Annotated in this window: 16 protein-coding genes and 2 pseudogenes; 8 read left to right on the top strand and 10 right to left on the bottom strand. The window is 38.1% G+C overall.

Annotation, left to right across the window (positions count from 1 at the left end; all coding sequences use genetic code 11):
- Positions 1-127 precede the first annotated feature (127 nt).
- Complete coding sequence (locus K7G70_RS10280; protein WP_223788553.1) at positions 128-3,016, bottom strand: hypothetical protein; 2,889 nt, start codon at positions 3,014-3,016, stop codon at positions 128-130.
- A gap of 551 nt (positions 3,017-3,567) precedes the next feature.
- Positions 3,568-6,414 (bottom strand): annotated as a pseudogene (locus tag K7G70_RS10275) (YobI family P-loop NTPase); the annotation flags it as partial.
- Positions 6,415-6,760: 346 nt separating this feature from the next.
- On the opposite strand from K7G70_RS10275, the gene K7G70_RS10270 reads away from it, so the two are divergent.
- The 3 genes from K7G70_RS10270 (at position 6,761) to K7G70_RS10260 (ending at position 8,235) form a co-directional block, all read left to right on the top strand.
- The gene (locus K7G70_RS10270; RefSeq protein ID WP_223788551.1) at positions 6,761-6,970 is read left to right on the top strand and encodes a cold-shock protein; all 210 of its coding nucleotides are present in this window, start codon (positions 6,761-6,763) and stop codon (positions 6,968-6,970) included.
- 176 nt (positions 6,971-7,146) lie between these two features.
- On the top strand, positions 7,147-7,308 hold the full coding sequence (locus K7G70_RS10265; RefSeq protein ID WP_223788550.1) for a hypothetical protein: 162 nt from the start codon (positions 7,147-7,149) through the stop codon (positions 7,306-7,308).
- Between the two features lie 174 nt (positions 7,309-7,482).
- Positions 7,483-8,235: a tetratricopeptide repeat protein gene (locus K7G70_RS10260; protein ID WP_223788549.1), complete on the top strand. Its 753-nt coding sequence runs from the start codon at positions 7,483-7,485 to the stop codon at positions 8,233-8,235.
- Positions 8,236-8,511: 276 nt separating this feature from the next.
- Here the strand turns inward: K7G70_RS10260 and K7G70_RS10255 are convergent, their stop codons facing one another.
- From K7G70_RS10255 to K7G70_RS10240, 4 genes are all read right to left on the bottom strand, one after another.
- Positions 8,512-9,351 carry a hypothetical protein gene (locus tag K7G70_RS10255; RefSeq protein WP_223788548.1) on the bottom strand — a complete coding sequence of 280 codons (840 nt, stop codon included), beginning with the start codon at positions 9,349-9,351 and terminating at the stop codon, positions 8,512-8,514.
- The gene (locus K7G70_RS10250) at positions 9,332-9,601 is read right to left on the bottom strand and encodes a tyrosine-type recombinase/integrase (RefSeq protein ID WP_223788547.1); all 270 of its coding nucleotides are present in this window, start codon (positions 9,599-9,601) and stop codon (positions 9,332-9,334) included. The genes K7G70_RS10255 and K7G70_RS10250 overlap by 20 nt, the downstream gene beginning before the upstream one ends.
- 89 nt (positions 9,602-9,690) lie before the next feature.
- Positions 9,691-10,491, bottom strand: coding sequence for a hypothetical protein (locus tag K7G70_RS10245; RefSeq protein WP_223788546.1), 801 nt, complete (start codon positions 10,489-10,491; stop codon positions 9,691-9,693).
- 21 nt (positions 10,492-10,512) lie between these two features.
- Positions 10,513-11,883, bottom strand: a complete 1,371-nt coding sequence (locus K7G70_RS10240) for a HEPN domain-containing protein (protein ID WP_223788545.1) — start codon at positions 11,881-11,883, stop codon at positions 10,513-10,515.
- Between the two features lie 258 nt (positions 11,884-12,141).
- Here K7G70_RS10240 and K7G70_RS10235 point away from each other — a divergent pair, with 258 nt between their 5' ends.
- The gene (locus tag K7G70_RS10235; RefSeq protein ID WP_223788544.1) at positions 12,142-13,746 is read left to right on the top strand and encodes an integrin alpha; all 1,605 of its coding nucleotides are present in this window, start codon (positions 12,142-12,144) and stop codon (positions 13,744-13,746) included.
- A 297-nt stretch (positions 13,747-14,043) separates the two neighbouring features.
- Here the strand turns inward: K7G70_RS10235 and K7G70_RS10230 are convergent, their stop codons facing one another.
- The 3 genes from K7G70_RS10230 to K7G70_RS10220 form a co-directional block, all read right to left on the bottom strand.
- Positions 14,044-14,670, bottom strand: a complete 627-nt coding sequence (locus K7G70_RS10230; protein WP_223788543.1) for a hypothetical protein — start codon at positions 14,668-14,670, stop codon at positions 14,044-14,046.
- A gap of 37 nt (positions 14,671-14,707) precedes the next feature.
- On the bottom strand, positions 14,708-15,301 hold the full coding sequence (locus K7G70_RS10225; protein WP_223788542.1) for a hypothetical protein: 594 nt from the start codon (positions 15,299-15,301) through the stop codon (positions 14,708-14,710).
- A 129-nt stretch (positions 15,302-15,430) separates the two neighbouring features.
- The gene (locus K7G70_RS10220; protein ID WP_223788541.1) at positions 15,431-15,838 is read right to left on the bottom strand and encodes a hypothetical protein; all 408 of its coding nucleotides are present in this window, start codon (positions 15,836-15,838) and stop codon (positions 15,431-15,433) included.
- Between the two features lie 179 nt (positions 15,839-16,017).
- On the opposite strand from K7G70_RS10220, the gene K7G70_RS10215 reads away from it, so the two are divergent.
- The 4 genes and pseudogenes from K7G70_RS10215 (at position 16,018) to K7G70_RS10200 (ending at position 18,165) form a co-directional block, all read left to right on the top strand.
- Positions 16,018-16,533, top strand: a complete 516-nt coding sequence (locus K7G70_RS10215; RefSeq protein ID WP_348525077.1) for an HIT family protein — start codon at positions 16,018-16,020, stop codon at positions 16,531-16,533.
- A 55-nt stretch (positions 16,534-16,588) separates the two neighbouring features.
- Positions 16,589-16,849 (top strand): annotated as a pseudogene (locus tag K7G70_RS18100) (Crp/Fnr family transcriptional regulator); the annotation flags it as partial.
- A 162-nt stretch (positions 16,850-17,011) separates the two neighbouring features.
- Positions 17,012-17,173, top strand: coding sequence for a cyclic nucleotide-binding domain-containing protein (locus tag K7G70_RS10205; protein ID WP_223788686.1), 162 nt, complete (start codon positions 17,012-17,014; stop codon positions 17,171-17,173).
- An 80-nt stretch (positions 17,174-17,253) separates the two neighbouring features.
- On the top strand, positions 17,254-18,165 hold the full coding sequence (locus K7G70_RS10200) for an oxidoreductase (protein WP_223788539.1): 912 nt from the start codon (positions 17,254-17,256) through the stop codon (positions 18,163-18,165).
- Here the strand turns inward: K7G70_RS10200 and K7G70_RS10195 are convergent.
- Positions 18,160-18,918, bottom strand: a complete 759-nt coding sequence (locus K7G70_RS10195; protein ID WP_223788538.1) for a class I SAM-dependent methyltransferase — start codon at positions 18,916-18,918, stop codon at positions 18,160-18,162. The two genes, K7G70_RS10200 and K7G70_RS10195, sit on opposite strands and share 6 nt — an antisense overlap.
- Positions 18,919-18,925: the final 7 nt, after the last annotated feature.

Genomic DNA, 18,925 nt, shown 5'->3' with positions numbered 1-18,925 from the left:
AAAATGTTAATTTTCGAGGGGATGTGTGAAATTGAGAGCGGTCGTATCACTAAAAACAGAAATATTGACTAATTTTAGATCTGATTTATTTCCAAAATCAGTGTAAATCAATCAAAAAATAGAAGAATTATTGGAAATATAAATGTTTAATATCAAACACATATGGGAAATAATGTGAATTTTCGAGGGAATGTGCGCAAAACCCCTTCATGGCAAGCAACTGTTTCCTGAAGGCCGATCCTGGGGCCAAACCTGGGTGGGTCTGTTGGATGTTGTGGGCACCATCGTCATACCACTTGTTGCAACACAATGAACTGACCGTGCCTCGATCAGTCATGAGCAAGCCAAAGTTCAATGCAATTTGTTCAATGAATGGCATAACATGCTGATGAAATTGATATTTTTTGTGGTGCATGTAACGATAAAAAACCTGTAAACCGCCATGATCGGTGATCCCATTCAGCACCCGGCCAACCACTTTTTGCTGTTCATCGTGCGCGTATATCACTTGTTTATTGATATCGGCGATGTTGGTAAAAACAGAAAAGTAGTTGAAGTCGCCGGGAGATAAACAGGTGCCAAAATGACCTCCCATGTCCATGATTTCCAAAGGGTCTTTGGCCACCGACAAGGTGATCACTTCTTGTTCTTGGGTGGTGTATTGCAATGGCTTGATTTGATCTGGCCATCCGGTCAAATCAATGCCTTGTTGTGACAGCAAAGCAACGAAATTCTGGTTGGCTTTGATGCCAAGCATGGGCTTAATCTCGTCTCGGGCCCGTGCTTGGATCACCTGTATGGCCAGCTTTTTGGAGGGGCTTTTGAAATCCAAAATGGGGGTCAACTTGGCAATGGTCCGGTGATGGGTTAACCAACTGGGAACGTCTGAGGCTGGCAGATTGAATAATTGATGCCAGGCACCGATAAACTGTTTGGCCAAGCGTTCTTGCCAAGCACTGAAGTGCAGTTGTAGTTGCAATCGGTGTAGTTTTTGGCCGATCTTTTGGGCCTTGTGATGGGTGATTGGTTGGTGTGCTTGGGATTGTCGCTGCAATTTGACAAGCCGCTTACTGATCGCTTCTTTTTTGGCGGAATCTTCAGCAACAACATGTTCTAACTGGCTGATTTCATTGGCAATCATTTCTTTTGTCCACCACACACCTTTGAATATGTTTTTGACTTTTGCTGCGGCTTGGTCACTGAGGGCGTTGATCGTGGCCAACACATCATGGAACATTTTGGGGTAACTTTTGATCCAAGTGGCATTTTGGGGCTGTGCGGTGACGGGTAGGGGGATGGCATCCACACCAAACACCTTCTCGATCAAGCGCAAATGATTGATGCCGTTTTTGATTTGGTTCAGGTCTTGATTCAACAACCAGTTAACCAACAATTTGGGTTGTTGCATGCGCACAAACAAGTCCACCATGGCCTCGAAGGCTTCTTCATAGATGTCATCTTCATACAAGGCTTGATGGATTCTGACCAAGGAGGTTAATTCAGCGGGCGTTGAGCCTGTTTGGTGAGCCAAATAAGCCACTTGATGCGATACATCGTCCAACAATTTGGCTTGAATCAACGCAAAATAGTATTCACAGATCGTTTGGGCATTTAAGTCACCCAGAGACATGCTGACGATCTCATTCAGGTCATTTGAACTGGGCTTGTTTGGATCAATTTCTTTGATGGCAATGACGGCAGTAAAGAATGATTCAATTTGTTGGCTGCTGGCTTTGCGCAACAGTTGGCTGTCTGTGCTGCCCCAATAATAATCGGGTAGGGTGCGCCAAGGTGTGTGCTCTTCCGGATTTGCACCGACAAATTGCAAGTAAGCAGCCAGGCCGTGCAAATAAGCAATGAACACTTCTTTTTTCGGTTTATGGAGGTCCAGCAGACCGCTGAAAAAACCGATGAATTCTTGGACTTGGGGCCATCCATTTTGGTTTTGCTGCAACGTAACTTGAAATCGCAACAAAGCTTGGTGAATGTGCGGATCATTGGCGCACGAGACCATCGATTCAAACAAATGATACAAGCTTAATTCACTGGGTTTGTTGTCATACATGGCCTTGATTTGATGGTGCAGATCAATCAAAGCATCCCAATGTTGGGCACCACCCAACTGAATGTGATTGGCCGTTTTATCGCACAAAGGTTGCATCAATGACCACCATTGTTGCCAGTCATTGATCAGTTGATAGACTCCCAGTCCTGCAAAATAATCCAAACAGCGTCTTCTGTGTGCGTTTCTCAACCCATTCAAGCCCAGTAAAACTTGATCCAATTGTTGATTCAGTGAACGCCCGGTGATTGGCTCAGGAGCAAAACTGTGTTGGTGCTTTTTGATCGACTTAACCGAGTGAAAGCGCAAATAGGGCGTCAACAAACGCCTGTCAAAATCTGTGATGTGATCATTCCTTTGGATTAAATTGGCCAGTTTAATCAGCATCAAACTGCTGTTTTGATCCACGGCAAACAAAGACAACAAATTCATGGCCATGTGGGGATCAAGCCAATCGGTCAATTGTATGTCATGGATGATTTGTCCAATGGGTTTGATCATGGATCGATTCAAGTCAAATTTCCACAACAACTGTCGCATCAAATCATCACGGCTGTGATGATTCAAACCAGCCGCATTCATGGCCTTGATCAAGCTCTTATCAATTTCATAGGGGCTGTTCAACTGACCGGGATCGTTGACGAACCATTGTTTCACATTGTGCAAAAACGACAAATGACGTTGTCGCCACACTTGGGCATTACCCACGACTTTGGGTAAAGCCACCGGATAATCACGGAATAGGGTGTTGATGGCCCGCTGTGACTTTCTGATCACATCCGAGTCTATTTGGGTGGTCAAATCATGGTAATAAGTCCCCTGTCCATGCCGCCATATCAACTGACCATGCTCCACAGTGGGATAACCCGACATCCACCCCAGTTTATCCCGGATGATGGTTTTGACCCTGGCTTCGCTTTGTTTTTGTTTTTTGTGAAAGTTTTCAGGTTTCATGCGTCATTGCATTTTGGTACTGATCCAGTTCCATGGTTAGATTGAATGAAACCCATGGTAACGCATACGGGTAATTCTTAACAACAAGAGAGAAGATTAAGTAAAAAAAAAGGTGCTGATTATAAGATAATATAGTTTAAGAAAGCTGTATATAACACTGATATTTAATGTATATATATCAATCTCTACTTAGCAAGAAACACCAACAAACAAACATATAATTTAACATAATATATATTATGCGCATAGATAGAATGGCACAATAAGCCTCATTAATGGCTTGTTGGATGCACAACTAAAGTACGAAACTTTTTGCCTCTAAAGCCCCATTTTGACAACTAAATTACGAAATTTTTTGTCCAGTAATCATTTTTGAATTGATTTTAAAAATTCAGATGGCTAATGAGTTCTTTGTCGCCTATATAATGTATGGGATTTAAGTTACCGTGTTTGTAAAGGTTGTAATTTCAATTTGGGCCTAATTTTTGAAAAATAAAGTAAGTGTGTTTTTTCCAGCAATTAAGACTTAGATGCAAGATTTATCATTTTGACTATTTCCTTTTCAAGTTAACAATATACTGCTGATTGCCAGTAATTTTATTCAAAATACTATTTCTTTCTTTGAAACTTGAAATTACTCTCTTACGCTTTAGTAATTCAAGAAGTACAGCGTTGTTTTCATTTACTTCAAGTATAGGATTTTTCTTGCCAGCAACCTGAATTTGAGAAAGTTTAAAGTATGGGTCAGGTAATAAACTAAGTAGCGATTTAATTTCCTCAACAGATAATTTATTTATATTTAAAATTAAAATTTCTAAGCAATTTGATAGTTCATCTGAAAAGTCAATCAAAGTATGTAATACAGAATAATTTATTGATATGGTGGGCTTTGATTGGTTAGTTGATTGATCAATATTTCGATAAGATAGAATTAACTTCAGTATATTATTAATAGTATTAATATTTAGATCTTCGAAATTTATATAGTTAACAAAAAATTCAAAATGTTCAGCATCTATTCTCTTGTCTTTTAATAAATAATAATAGTCATCATCAGTAAATTCAAAATGTGAATATCCCTTTTCCTCGTTTATATCTTTAGAAAACGATTCAATATGATGATATAAAAAATCCACCTTCTCTTTTGACTTTTTCCCTAAATTTATTACATTAGCTTTTGAGTAGCTGAAACATTGGGCTTTAATAAGGATACTAATTTTCTCGGAAGATAAATCCAAAATTTCTATGTTTTCGAAATTTATTGATATTTGAGGTACTAGTTGGCTGTATGGGTTATCACTAATTTCATTATTTTCAATGATTTCTGTTGCAAATTGGCGTATTGATTCTTCATCGACTTCTTGAAAACTTGTAGTGTTCAGCTTTTCACTAAAAGTTTTATTGTTGGAATTAGTATTTATGAATTCAATTAATGAATTAGTTAATCCCTCTTGATGAATGTAAGTTTTATATAAATTATTCCAAGTGAAAGCAATTGAGTTGTTCTCTATTGCAGGAGTCCATAATCTTTCATCACTTAACTCATCAATATTCTTTAACTTAAAATGATATCTTGAAAAAAATTGTTTTTTAAGCTCAATATCAACGTCATCATGATTCAACAAATATACTAGTGTTTCTGAATTCTCATTAGAATTGTCAGTTAATGAAAAAGCAACATATTCAATGTAGTAATTGATTTTTTCTTCAAAAGCAATAATCAATTTGGATAAATCTAACTTATAAATAGATGATAAATATGAAGATTGTATGTTGTTAGCAAGACTTTCATTGTTTGCAATGTGTCTAAATATAAGTTTGACTATATTTGGGAAGCATTCGAAGTGTTTATTTTTATAAATATATTGAAATAGTTCATAGTTATCATCAATATCGATCAATCTAACGAACTTAATATTTAGCAAATCTAATACCTTCTCAGAATGATGATTATTCTCAGGATTAAAAACGCTAAGTGAGGAGATTAATTCTAATTGTTTAGTGAGGCCATTGTTAATATTCAAGGAATCAATAACATCTAGATTAAGTTCATTAACAATAGCTGACAACAGTTTTTCGACTTTTGATTGTGATGGGTTTTCTTTGATGAATACATCCCACAATCCACTCCATTTCTCAGCCAAATCTGGAAGAATTTTAATGAGATCATTCAAAAACAAGTCTGAAAAAACAAATTTTGTTGCCCTATCCGATTGACTCGACAATAACTTCAAAAACAAAGAGTATTTATCTTTTATTTCACCATCAAGTTTTTTTGCTATTAGTGAATTAGAAACGTCGTAGTTCAAAATATTTGGAAGAAAAAAGTCACGATCATCCAGTACATAGATAAGTTCTCTTGCATTTGGTACTTTCGTATCTGGAGGTAATAATATTTGTGAATCTAGTTTTAAACTATATTCAACATCTTTATGAGATAGTCCACCCTCAAAAAAGTATGACATGTAACTATTATAATTTTCATCAATAAATCCATTTCGCACTAAATATTTTGTTAGGTCACAGCGTAAACCATCAAAAACAACTTCTTCTGCTCCAGGCAATTTAATTAGCTGACTGATATTTTTGCTTTCTATTTCGGTTAATTGTTTTTCTAGATCAGCTAATTTGCTTTCAATCGGTTGTATTACAGATTTCCCAAATCCATCTTCTATGGATTGTTTTCTTTCTGAATATGATATGTGACTGTAAATACGTTTCTGAAAGTCTTCAAATGAATATTCTTCTACAATTTGACCATTCCTACCAATCGTCTTAAATCCATAATTTTTTATCTCTTCAAATCTGTCATCTAATGAGGTTAACAATTCTGGTAAATTATTTATTTGGTATCTATTATTATTAATAGAAATATAAATAGTGTTATTGTTGAAGAGTTTTACTATTTCGAATAAATAGATAAATTTCAACTGTCGAATATTTGAAGCAACTTCATAACTAATTGAATCCTTGACTAATTCTAGATTTGTTTTTGTTTTTTCTAACTCAATATTTATTTTATATCTGAGATCATTTATTAAGTTTTCCTTATTTGAGAAAATCTTTTTCAAAATTGCATCTTTATTTTCACTAGTATGCAGTCTTGAAAATTCTTGTGGGTGTATATTTTTATATACTATTAACGCAACTAATTTGTTTTTATCTAAACTTTTAAACACATTAGCTCGATAAATGAGATATTCATTATATATATTTGTTAATAGACGATAGTCATCGATAGAATAACTAACGTTGCGTAATAATGATTTTTTTAATTCATCTACTTCAAGGTAATTTTTAAATAATTTTAAGAAGTTTGTATATGAGTTCGATGGGTTAATATAAGGAATAATTGGAACTATAAAGTCAAAAAATTTCACCCGTGTTTTTTTATCAAATAACTCATCTGTAGTGGTACAGTGAAATTGGCCACCGACTTAGAGGTGAAATATAATTTCACTCCGGGAGTTAACATCAAAAAAAATTCAAGAGCTAAGTGTCTAAATTTAAAAACATATTGTTTAAAAATCCGCTGTCATTAACCTGATCAAAAATTAATTTATCTGGACAATCCCTAAAGATCACTCTATAGTGCACGCAGCTTTTATTTAAAGTGCACAATTTACAGTCTTATCTCGCAGTACTTCAAAACACTCCGTTTCACAGTCTTAAAATTTTCAAATTTTCTATTCAAGCCAAACAGCCCTCGTGTGGGCTTTTCATTATTTTTTAAAGGATATTTTCATGTCTAATACAGTTACAGGAACCGTAAAATGGTTCGATGAATCAAAAGGATTCGGTTTTATTTCACAAGAGTCGGGTAAAGATGTTTTTGCGCATTTCAGTCAAATTGAGGGTGATGATTTCAGAACCTTGGTAGAAGGTCAAACAGTCGAGTTTATTGTCACTCAGGGTCAACGAGGACCCCAAGCCGAAAAGATAAGAACTGCCTAAATTCAGATGATAAAAGGCAAACCCCCTTGAGGTTTGCCTTTTTCTGCTGACCTCAAAGTCAACTTTGTGGTCAATTCTAATCAATAGTTTGGACCAATCATGGTCAAAGCCCGCTTTTCTTCTGGGATTTTCTATTTTTTTCCACTTCTATATTTTGAACAACTGGAATCATCATTATGACCACTTCAAGTGAACAACAAAACCTCATGAAAAAGCATGGCATTACATGTGAAACTAAATATATCTATAAATATAAGAGTTATCGATATGATGATTTGCAACAAGCCGTTAACTTTGCCATTTTTGATCAGCAGCAAATTCAGTCATCAAAAAAATGATGTCTGAGTTAAATTAAAACTTGATGGTTTAACTAAATTCCTTTGATCAATTCGTGAGATTATCTTTTTGTTTGTCCCCTCAGATCGATCATTGTTGCCATTGATGCAATTGGCTTGATTACCGCACCTCGAAATTGATTATAATTTCTTGGCCATGAAAAATAGTTTCTTTCAGTGACCAAGAATATTCAGAAAAGCCAGGAGTTGTATTTACAAGCACTTGAATCTGACTCAATTGTTACATGTAAGAGACTGCTGATAAAAGCCATAAACCTCGATCCCAAGAATGTCGATGTATTGGTGTACTTGGCAGATCTTGAAGACGATGCTGAAGCGGCCAAGCTGCAATATCTCAGAGCCATTGATGTCTATGAATCAGAAAATGGAAAAGGCTTTTTCGAAGATAACACTGGTGTCTTTTGGTTAAACCATGGTACCAGACCGTTCATGCGGGCTTTGGCTGGGTTGGCCGATTGTCATTCTTATTTCGAGGAGTATCAGGCATCGATTGACATCTACCAGAGAATGCTCAAGCTTAATTCAGATGACAATCTGGGAGTTCGTTACCCCCTATCCTCGTTGTATTTGCGAATGAATCAACTTGATGAATTTAGTTTGCTGATTGATCGATATGAAGATGATGCCATGACGGCCTTCCTTTTCAATCGAGCCTTGTACTGCTTTATGAAAGGTGGAAGAACCAATGAAGCTGACCATTTGCTTGCTCAGGCCCACCAGCAAAACCACCATGTCATACAGTTTCTGCTATTCAAAAAGGATCCACCTGACGAAAACTATATCGAAAACGATTACGTCATCCTAGGCAGCGAGGAAGAAGCCATTTCCTATGTGATGGAGAACATGGATTTGTGGCACAGATCTCAAGAAGTGATCGCTTGGCTTGAGGATTTCATCAAGCCCAATTAAAATCTCAAATACGTTAAAAATGGACAAAAAGTTCCGCACTTTAGTTGTCAAGATTTGAAAGACCCACTTTTTAGGTTCAATTTCAAAAAGTTTCGCACTTTAGTTGTCAAAATATTTTGGCAATTGTAACGAAATCAATCACTTACAAAATCATGAAATTTCGCAGTTTAGTTGTCTGTCCACTCGTTGATGCGCAACTAAAGTAAGAAACTTTTGGCCTCTAAAGCCCCATTTTGACAACTAAAGTACGAAATTTATTGTCCAGTGGAAATCTAGTTAGACCATTGAGTTTGAATATGGCGGTAAATTATGAATATGAGTAAACAATTCAGAGCTTGTATCGATTATTTTTTCTAGCGAACTTTCAATGACTTTTTCGATTTCATCATAACCCACATGTAACCCATTTATAGGCTTGTCAGAGATATCTATTGATTCTTGAATATTTGTTTCATCAAATCTGATGTACGGTAATTTCGTATTGTGTAGTTGAGGTCCATACATGTGAATGATTGGTTCTAGTCTATGAATTTTAAAATGGCGATATCTTGCAATATGTTTAAACATGCTATAGCCATTATGGACAGCCTGAAGAATGGTTAAAAAATCAGAATGGTTTAAAGAAGCGCCCTGGGTTTCAGATTCAGATTTTTTAAGTCTATTGAAGATTTCATTGAAATCTAAAACCTCTTCTTGTTTTTCAGGATTAAAAGGATGGTGATATGCCCATGCCATCAATGCTAATTTGTCTCTGAGGCTATTCAAATTAATGACTGTAGTGTCAGCATAAAATGATATTCCAGGGTTTGTGTGATTTGGATGACTTCCGCTACTCACAACATTTTTATAGGCGATCGATAATGCTTTCATCCTCAAGTAACTGAATAATATCTTTTCAGTTAAATTAAATATTGCTTGAGCCCACTGAAATGTATTAAACCTCCAATCTCTGGAAAGCTTCTTTAAATAAATGGATTTTAAATCATTATAAGATTGATAAAACCTTTCTAATCTTTTTTTCATTTTGGGCTTAGCCAAAATTTCATTTATATAAACATTAATTTCTTTATATGAAACTGAATCTGTCAATTGATAATTAACTCCAAATTCCTTCAAATCTTTTACCAGCAATCCTTGTGTAATGAACAGTATGCTTTGGATCTCTGTGGCCCAGATAATCTTGTATTAATCGAAGGTCATAACCATTGTTTGTCAGGTAATAGCCACATGAATGCCTGAGCATATGTGGATTAACAGAACCCACCCCTACTCTTTTGCCTGCTGACTTTATGATGTAATTAACAGACTGACGGGTTAATGGCTGATTTCTCTCATTGATAAACAACCAAGGCAATGAATCTTTCATTAAGCTTAGGTACCCTTTTAATGGCTCTCAATTCAATTCCGTCGATCGGTTGTTCAACTGATAACCCATTATAGTTAATTTTTTAAAAGTCAGGGTTTCTTGATCAATCTTTTTGTAAGAGTCTCTAAACTGTCTTTGTCAGCGATATAGTTTTCTGGAACTATATCTAATTGCTGATATGCATTAATAAAATCTTCCCAGACTGGATTGCTCAAATTCAAATCGTCTTTCCCCCTACCTATCGCATATGACTTTGCAACCATAGATGTGATTTCTCCAAGGTTATAAAAATATACCAACAAATTTCGATGGGTGGTGCTTGTCATATAATTAATAAAAGTTTGTGTTTCATTTGATTTACTTTGCTTAATAGAATTTATTCTTGAGTTAAAGACTTGAAGCTTGGTTAAGATTTTTGATAAATGATCGCCTATTTCAGTATCTCCAAGTTTTATGCAATTTTCAAATATCAATATAGATTCTTTTGGCAAATATATGGGGTTGAATTCAGGCAGTTTTTTAGCCGATAAACTTTCCCAAGCACTTCTGAGAATCGCTGATGATGAATAAAGATATTCCTGTAGTTCAGATAAAGACAACGGTAAATATGACCTTACCGCCATAAATTCTCTTTCTCTTTGTTTCTCAACATGGTACTTTGAAATGCTGAACGCAATAACGCTAGATATAAATGCAAGCATGCCGACATTTAATCCTTGCCATCTATCCCAAACATTTTGAACATGCTGCCAATTCCACTCTTTATCAAACCAAGGATATAAAAACATAGAAAAAATATAAATCAAAAAAAATGCCAAGATCATGAAATTTAACTTTAAATTTTTCGTTGGAAATCTATTCAAAAATAATTTCTTTTTTTCTTTGCTCATAATTAATGGTGCCGCAATCAGTTAATGTGAAAGTTTATAGTCATCGATATATTCTAAAAATTCAGCTTTGGTCTTGAAAGCATGCTTCTCAGAAGTGATTAACTGAACATAAAACACCCACATATTTAAGAAGAATTGACTCAAATTCTTTATGTCTTGAGATGAGTGTCCGTGGTGCAAATACTTCGATCTTAATGAATACACTTCTTTCAAGTTCTTTATTATTGCTTTTCTATCTTGAAGTTTTTCAGCGATCAACATAGAAAGCCTCTCTGCAATGTTTTGTTGAATTGACTCACTCTGGTTTTTCAATAAACTGCTTTCTAAAGAAGAAAGCATTAGTATGAGCTTTTCCATGGGGTCGTTTGAAAAAGAAGCTTTTGAATATAAATATGCCATATTTAGGATCATGTCCTGAAACTCAGTTTTGTTATCTTGGGAAGCTAAGACAGATAAATGACTCATTCCAACCTCATTGAATTTAATGACATCATTTTCTTTTATTCTCCAGGGTCGTAAAGATGCAAGATCAACTGGTTTTTCTGTTAAACTGAGGAGAAGAAATTCATCAGAAATTTCAAATGATGTTGTGTAAGGGCTGTATTCACTTCCTTTTATACTAATTGGGCACTTAATATCATGAATTAGTATCGACCTATGATAAATGCTTAAGATTGAAATCAATCGTTGTACTTTATTTGTTGCTAAATTGTGAGCAAGTTCTGGTTCACACTTAAATTTCAAAAGAGCTAATGCATACCCTTGGTACTTAGATCTGAAATTATCAAAAAATTTTTCAAATCTTGATTTTGCTCCCTCATTTTTTGCCATCGAAATTGAGCTTTTATAAATTTCATCTGCAAGAGGTTTTGTTAAACCAGAAATTAGAACGCCACAGAATTTAAATTCTTTATCAACAATTAAATTTGCTATTGGTACATATACTTTTTGCTCTTTTACAGCAGCTTCTGCTTGCAGCTTTAAATACTCGATGAAAGGGTTAGTAATTGCATGTGCTTTAAATGATTCAACACACCAGTTAAATAAATGATTTTCAATGAAATTTTGGCTTAAAATGAGTTTGAAAGCGTTTAACCTTTGAATATTTTGTGACACGTCTCTTAATTTTTCAAAATCATCATCAACTATTCCGTAATGAGAGTCCATGTATTTAAAAAATCGTCCCATAACTTTTCCTTTTTCATTACTTGAAAACATCTCAACTTCACCAACAATATCCTTATCAGTAATTGTAACTCTGCTGTGAAGATCTGAATTGTTTGCATCACCTTGATTGTCAAATTCAACTTCTTTAATTAATTTAATCAATGCTTTTGCTTTTTTATTGAAGTTTTCTTCAGCTGCGGGTGGTATTTCTGTATTATTTTCCATTACTTATAGTTCACTAATTTTAAAAATAAATTTGTTTTATGGCTGTATCCTTAATTAATTATTGAATGCCTAAATAATCAATATTTTCTAAAACATTAAAAGCTAATTACCTTTCCCTTAATTTTAACACCATGACAAGGATGAGATTTTTCATTAAAGGTAATTCCAATTCTCAGTCCTTACCAAAAAGATAATAAGCCACCATTTAATGATAAACTATGTGCTCTTTAATCAAATCAATGTCAAAGGATTGAAATCATGAATTTAAGAATTAAAAAAACGTTGGTTGCAATGGTCTTGGCCATTATGGCTCAAACAGCCATGGCTCAATTCGGTGATGAATTAAATCTGGTTGACCTAAACGGTACCAACGGTTTCACCATCAATGGAGTAAATACCGAAGACTATAGTGGGCGTTCAGTCAGCAGTGCGGGTGATGTGAATGGTGATGGAATTGATGACATTATCATTGGTGCTTTTGGTGGTGATCCCAATGGAAACTTACATGCAGGTAACAGCTATGTGGTCTTTGGCAGTGAAGCAGGATTTCCATCAACCTTGGAACTGTCAACCCTGGATGGCAGTAATGGCTTCACCATCAATGGAGTGAGTGCCAGTGATTCCAGTGGGCGTTCAGTCAGCAATGCGGGTGATGTGAATGGTGATGGCATCGATGATGTGATCATTGGTGCTCATCTTGCTGATCCCAATAATAAAAATGGTGCTGGCAGCAGCTATGTGGTCTTTGGGAATGATTCTGGATTTCCATCTACCTTGGAACTCTCAACCCTGGATGGAAACAATGGCTTCACCATCAATGGTGAAGATAACGATGATTACAGTGGGCGTTCAGTAAGCCATGCGGGTGATGTAAATGGTGATGGCATCGATGACGTGATCATTGGAGCTTATTTTGCCAGCCCCAATGGAATCGAAGCAGCTGGCAGCAGCTATGTTGTTTTTGGCAGTGATTCAGGATTTCCATCAAATTTGGAATTATCAACCCTTGATGGCAGCAATGGCTTCACCATCAATGGGGTGAATGCCAGTGATTACAGTGGCTTTTCAGTCAGCTACGCAGGTGATGTGAATGGTGATGGCGTTGATGATGTGATCATTGGTGCTTATCGTGCTTATCCCAATGGTAACTCAAGAGCAGGCAGGAGCTTTGTGGTTTTTGGCAATACAGTATTTCCGTCAACCTTACAGCTGTCATCCCTGGATGGGAGCAATGGCCTGGCTATCAATGGGGTGAATGTATTTGATTTCAGTGGCGGTTCAGTCAGCCATGCAGGTGATGTAAATGGTGATGGAATCGAAGATGTGATCATTGGTGCATCGGGAGCTGATCCCAATGGAAACTTAAATGCAGGCAGCAGCTACGTGGTCTTTGGTAATGGAGCGGGATTTCCATCAACCTTGGAACTGTCAGCCCTTGGTGGCAGTGATGGCTTCATAATCAATGGAGTGAATGCCGATGATGCCAGTGGTTATTCGGTCAGCTACGCAGGTGATGTGAATGGTGATGGCGTTGATGATATGATCATTGGTGCTGATCTTGCTGATCCCAATGGCAACTCAGATGCTGGCAGCAGTTATGTGGTCTATGGCAATGATGCCGGCTTTCCTAATCCTTTGAATCTCGCGGACCTTGATGGCAGCAACGGCTTCACCATTAATGGAGTGAATGCCAATGATTTCAGTGGGCGTACAGTCAGCCATGCAGGTGATGTGAATGGTGATGGCATCGATGATCTGATCATTGGAGCAGTTGGTGGTGATCCCAATGCAAACTCAGAGGCTGGCAGCAGCTATGTGGTCTTTGGGCGTACAGAAGTGATTTTTCAAACTGGTTTTGAATGAGTGTAACTTTTGCAAACCAAACAGTTGGTGATCATGTTTTATAGAAGGATATCATGGAAGCAGTCCTGACTATTATTGACAGTTCAATTGGCTATAAGTGGACAAAATATTCAGTACATTAGCAGTCAAAATTTGAAAGACCTTTTTTTGAGGTTTTTTCAAAATGTTTGGTACATTAGTTGTTAGAAAAATTCTACAATTGCAACAAAATCAATTGCTTGCAAAATAATGAAATTTCGCAGTTTAGTTGTCTGTCCAGAAAACAAACCGTGCATTATTGTTAAAATTCCTTTTATCTCATTCATCTGGAATTTCATCCCAAATGAATAATTCTGGCGTGTCTATGTTTTGTTGATATTCACACCCTCCAAGCGTAATGAGCAAATAGTAAAAAATTTCTGAAGAATCATAGATGCCTATTGAATTCAATTGGTTAGTAAGATCATTTTCTTCATTTAGATTCCAGTGATTGGTAATCCATCCTTGAAGATAATCAAAATAAATCAAAATATCTTGTAGAACTATGCTATCGACATCATCTCTATCAAATGCTTTTTTGATCTCATCATAAGGATATCTTTTTGACATTTCGTCAAATACGGCATAAAAGTATTTTTCATACAATTCACCTTTTGATACCTTATCCAGTCCACACTCAGACATTTGAGATACATCCCTAAGAATCATTAACAAACTTTCATCTAACAAACTCTCTAATTCTCTCAGTGCACTGTTAATTGAATTTGGAATCCTTTTTGAAGTGAGTTTCTTTTCAGATACAACATTAATTGGCCAGTAAAACTTTCTTTCAAACCCTTCATACAAGTTTATAGGCCTTTCAAAATAAAGCTTCTCTCTTAGAGTAATACTGGTTTGGCAGCCAGCAAGAAAAATAATGAGTAAAAACCCACTAAAACATTTCATGATTTTTCTTAATTAATTGGAATACGGCCAAATATAACTATTCATTTTTGTTCGCTTCAATGACTTGCTTTAACTCATCAACAGACAATGAGTGTTTATGATCCTTTCTGGGAATGATTGAACCATTGTTGTCCAAGGTCATGAAATCCCCTGCCCTCATCAATTCATCATTTTCTGATACTAAATATGCAGTGATGCCATTACTGGTCGAATGAAAAAAATCATTGACTTCATCGTAGTTCAGAAACATCAAAACTTCATCACTGACTTCATATTGGTAATGGCTACTCATTCGAAAGCACGAACCATTTTCTTCACACCCACCGAGCATTTTGACCTCAATGGTTGGCGTATCATATTCGCCACGCAAAAGCTCATTTATTTGAATGGTGAAAGTGGTGTATATCGCTTTAACCATTTGACGGCTTGTGGATATTTTTCCATTGCTCATCGAATGCTGTTTCAAATGAAACGCTTCATTTTTCGCTTTTTTGCTGATGACCACTCCCCTGACTATCAATTCTGATTTTTTGACGTACTTTTCAATTGGTTGATTGATGATAATCGCGCTTTTTGCCAACACTGAGGCAAATAATAGGGTTGTCAACACCATGTATTTTGTTCTTTCCATAATAAATTTCCTAACTATCAGAGACATAGAACTGTATGTTCAACAACGACATTCAATGAGCGTCAACAATTCGCTGGGATCTGATTCTTTTTGCACTGCAAACATGCCAACAAAATCGTGATGTCCGGTTTATGCTTCATTCAATTCATCCAAAACTTCTGTGGCCAGATACCATTTGGTAGAACCTGTGCCTGGTTTGTGGTTTGTTACTTCGAGATCTTCTGTGATCCTTTGCCACCAATCTATGGACATTAACTGAGTCCTGGCTTGATTCAAATCGAGTTCAAACTCAAAGAATTCATGGTCCGCTGTCAGTACAATGCCAGAATCCGAGGCCATGCCAGGGAAATTGATGTCGTATCTGATGAAAATTGAGGTGTCTGGATTGATGCCTTTGTCCTCAAGAATAATCCTGACAGGTTCAGCGACCCCTGTTCTCCTCCAATAGACAGATTCCTGATGAATCTGATGTTTTTTCAGAATGATTTGTTCTTGTACATTCTTTTGTCGCTTGCGCTTTAATTTTTCAATATCCATATACCAGCCCAGGGGGACAGAGACAGTAATTATACTATGAAGAATATCATTCTAATTCTAAATCATTGGGTTTAGGTTCCAGGATGATTCAATCATACTCTTAAAAAACGAAAACCTTTTGCTCTGATCCCGCTGATTTGAGAAGATCGCATCATGATTCAAATGATGAAAGGACTTGAATGTTAGAGCTTCCAGAACAAGATCCATGTGAAATATGTCGGGACATGTCTGCTGCTGACGCGAAACTCAGGCTGATTGATGATTGTGCGCACACCATGACAGTGATCAACCCTTATCAATATGAAGTGGGTCAGTGTTGTGTCATAACCAAACGCCACGTGGCTACCCTGTTAGCGCTTTCAGATGAAGAAACGGCCGCAATATTGATGGCTGCCAAGCGAGTCGCCCATGCCATGCTGAAAGCTTTTGAGCCATTGGGTATCCTCACATTCCAAAACAATGGCATTTACAGCGGTCAATTGGCGCCTCATTATCATTACCACATCATACCCAGACAGCTAGGAAGTAATTGGGGCATTGGGCCACCTCAATTGGCCTACTTTGAAGGTGCGGGTCGCATGGCAGGCAGTGCCGATCATGATTTGGACCCTGTGGAGAGGAAACAACTGGCCCAAGTGGCGCCATCGGTACTTTATGAGACAGCCAGCAAACTGCGATCATGTTTACCAAGTTAATCATCCTTAATTCAGTTTTTTCATATCAAAGTGCCAAGTTGAACAGGTCGCATTCATGACCGTTGATCCAATCGAATTTGTGCTGAACATTTTGTCTCAGTACGGCACCGTCACCCAACAGCAGGCTGATCTGCTGGCCAGTCAGGGTGATTTTCGAAGCGTAAATAAGGGTGAACTGCTGCTGCGAGAGGGCGAGTGGCCCACCTGCAGTTATCTGGTGATGGCTGGCTGTATTCGAACGTATTACATCAAAGATGGTCAAGAAATCAACACTGATTTTTATCAAGAAGGCGAAGTGATCAATCCGCTCAATTCGACGCAAAACCAAGCGTCGCCCTACTACATCGAATGCCTGGAGAATGGCTGCGTTGCTGTCGGTTACCCACATAAAACGGCCCTGTTGTATGAACAACATCCAGATTTTGCCCTCTTGTGCCATCGATTCAATGATCAAGCCATGACAAATAAGCGGCTTGATATGGATCGATACAGAAGGTTGTCAGCTGAAGAGCACTACCTGGCATTGCTCAAAGACAAACCCAAATTGGTTCAAAGAATCAGCCAATATCACCTGGCCAGTTACTTGGGCATTCAGCCCCAATCTTTGAGTCGCATTCGAAAACGATTATTGGCAGATTGAAACCGCATTTATTAACCCAGGTGAATGAAAGCAACTGATGTAATTATTACACTGGGGGCATTCAATACAGCCAATGATGAATGCAATTTGATTTAACAAACATCCCCAACCAAAACGACAAAATTGCAATGATTACGGGGGCCAGCAGCGGCCTTGGCCAAGCGGTGGCATGCAGCCTGGCCCAAATTGGTTGCACCGCTGTTTTGGCTTGCAGAAGCCTGGAAAAAGCAGAACAGGCCAAGCACAACATGATGCAGGCCCTGCCCCATGCCGCCATTGACACATTGTCGATCGATTTGAGTGCAATGGATTCAGTGCGATCCGCTGCCGCCACGTTCAAGAAACAATACAGTCGGCTAGACATATTGGTCAACAATGCCGGCATCATGTATCCCTCATTCACACTGACATCAGATGGGTTTGAAAGCCAATTGGCCACCAACTCATTGGGGCATTTTTTGTTGACGGCGTTGCTGATTGATGCGATGCCTGACCAGAGTTCATCTCGCATCACTTGGGTCAGCAGTTTGGCCCACAGAACGGGTAAGATTCATTTTAAAGACCTGCACATGGTCAGTAACTATTCAAAAGCGGCCGCCTACAGCCAAAGCAAGCTGGCCTGTTTGATGTATACCATCGAGTTGGATCGTCGGTTGAAAATGGCCGGGAAAAAAATCATCTCCAATGCAGCCCATCCAGGTGCCGTTCGCAGCAACTTGAGCAGAAACATGTCACCATGGCTAATGACGGCATTGGAGTACACCCTGTTGCCATTAATCACCCACAGCACTCAATCCGGTTCAGTGCCCATATTGCAAGCCTCATTAAGCCTTGAGTCCCCAGGTGGCCAATATTATGGCCCACAGGGTTTCTTTGAATTGAAAGGGCCATCAGGCCTGGCAAAAATCGCCAAACAAGCTTTGAACAAAGCGCATTTAATCAAGCTTTGGCAAGTCTCTGAAAGTTTGACCGGCGCCCATTTTGATTTATGACCCGATCTGGCTTTTAAACTGAGCCAACCAGCCGCGGGTTTGATACGGTGTGTGGATCCAGGAGCCCTGTTCACTTTGGATCAAGGCCTGAATGTCGTTTAAGATGACCGGGAAGTGGTCTTTGGCTTGTCTTTGTAAGGTGGCATGGGATTGCCAGGCCTCATACATGTCCGTTTTGGTTTGTTGGTGGGTGTGATCCAGGATCATGGGAATGACTTGGGAGAAATGGCCACAGGACTCCAGGACATGTTGGTGGTCTTGTCTTCTTTGGCCGTAGTCATAGTCCGGTAGGTGCCGATGGATGCATTGTTCTATTGCTCTTTGCAGACCATGGTCCAGGACCCGGTGGTTCCAGATAATCAAAAACCAGCCACCCGGCCGCACGATCCGGTGGGCTTCTGCCAGCGCTTGGTCTTGTTCGACCACGTTGAAGGATGACCCAAAACTGATCAAATCGGCACAGTGATCGGGTAAGCCAGACTGTTCGGCTTGACCGATGGACCACTGAATTGATGTCAGATCAGCACAATGTTCGATACCGCATTGTCGCATGTTGGCATTGGGTTCAACCGCCAATACATGGAATCCGGCCTGGGCAAACTCACGGGCCAAAAAACCCGTGCCCGCACCCATGTCACAAATGCTTGCATTCGCTTGCAATTGGGCGGTGGTGGTCACCTGTTTGATCAGTTCGGGGGCGTAAGGGGCTCTTTTGTGGTAATTCTTCGCCAGTTTGGTGTAGTCCCATTTCATGTCAGTT

Origin of the sequence: Marinicella meishanensis (assembly GCF_019931145.1) — a bacterium.
Lineage (GTDB): Bacteria > Pseudomonadota > Gammaproteobacteria > Xanthomonadales > Marinicellaceae > Marinicella > Marinicella meishanensis.
The sequence above is the reverse complement of the archived record's forward strand: the minus strand, read 5'-3'. Positions and strand labels throughout refer to the sequence as shown.

Excerpts from the sequence above, each read along its gene's own strand:
- K7G70_RS10265 (WP_223788550.1), top strand. The coding sequence starts at position 7,147 with ATGACCACTTCAAGTGAACAACAAAACCTCATGAAAAAGCATGGCATT.
- K7G70_RS10245 (WP_223788546.1), bottom strand. The coding sequence starts at position 10,491 with ATGAGCAAAGAAAAAAAGAAATTATTTTTGAATAGATTTCCAACGAAA.
- K7G70_RS10205 (WP_223788686.1), top strand. The coding sequence starts at position 17,012 with ATGGATCGATACAGAAGGTTGTCAGCTGAAGAGCACTACCTGGCATTG.
- K7G70_RS10270 (WP_223788551.1), top strand. The coding sequence starts at position 6,761 with ATGTCTAATACAGTTACAGGAACCGTAAAATGGTTCGATGAATCAAAA.
- K7G70_RS10230 (WP_223788543.1), bottom strand. The coding sequence starts at position 14,670 with ATGAAATGTTTTAGTGGGTTTTTACTCATTATTTTTCTTGCTGGCTGC.
- K7G70_RS10195 (WP_223788538.1), bottom strand. The coding sequence starts at position 18,918 with ATGAAATGGGACTACACCAAACTGGCGAAGAATTACCACAAAAGAGCC.
- K7G70_RS10220 (WP_223788541.1), bottom strand. The coding sequence starts at position 15,838 with ATGGATATTGAAAAATTAAAGCGCAAGCGACAAAAGAATGTACAAGAA.
- K7G70_RS10215 (WP_348525077.1), top strand. The coding sequence starts at position 16,018 with ATGTTAGAGCTTCCAGAACAAGATCCATGTGAAATATGTCGGGACATG.
- K7G70_RS10240 (WP_223788545.1), bottom strand. The coding sequence starts at position 11,883 with ATGGAAAATAATACAGAAATACCACCCGCAGCTGAAGAAAACTTCAAT.
- K7G70_RS10200 (WP_223788539.1), top strand. The coding sequence starts at position 17,254 with ATGCAATTTGATTTAACAAACATCCCCAACCAAAACGACAAAATTGCA.
- K7G70_RS10280 (WP_223788553.1), bottom strand. The coding sequence starts at position 3,016 with ATGAAACCTGAAAACTTTCACAAAAAACAAAAACAAAGCGAAGCCAGG.
- K7G70_RS10235 (WP_223788544.1), top strand. The coding sequence starts at position 12,142 with ATGAATTTAAGAATTAAAAAAACGTTGGTTGCAATGGTCTTGGCCATT.
- K7G70_RS10250 (WP_223788547.1), bottom strand. The coding sequence starts at position 9,601 with ATGAAAGATTCATTGCCTTGGTTGTTTATCAATGAGAGAAATCAGCCA.
- K7G70_RS10225 (WP_223788542.1), bottom strand. The coding sequence starts at position 15,301 with ATGGAAAGAACAAAATACATGGTGTTGACAACCCTATTATTTGCCTCA.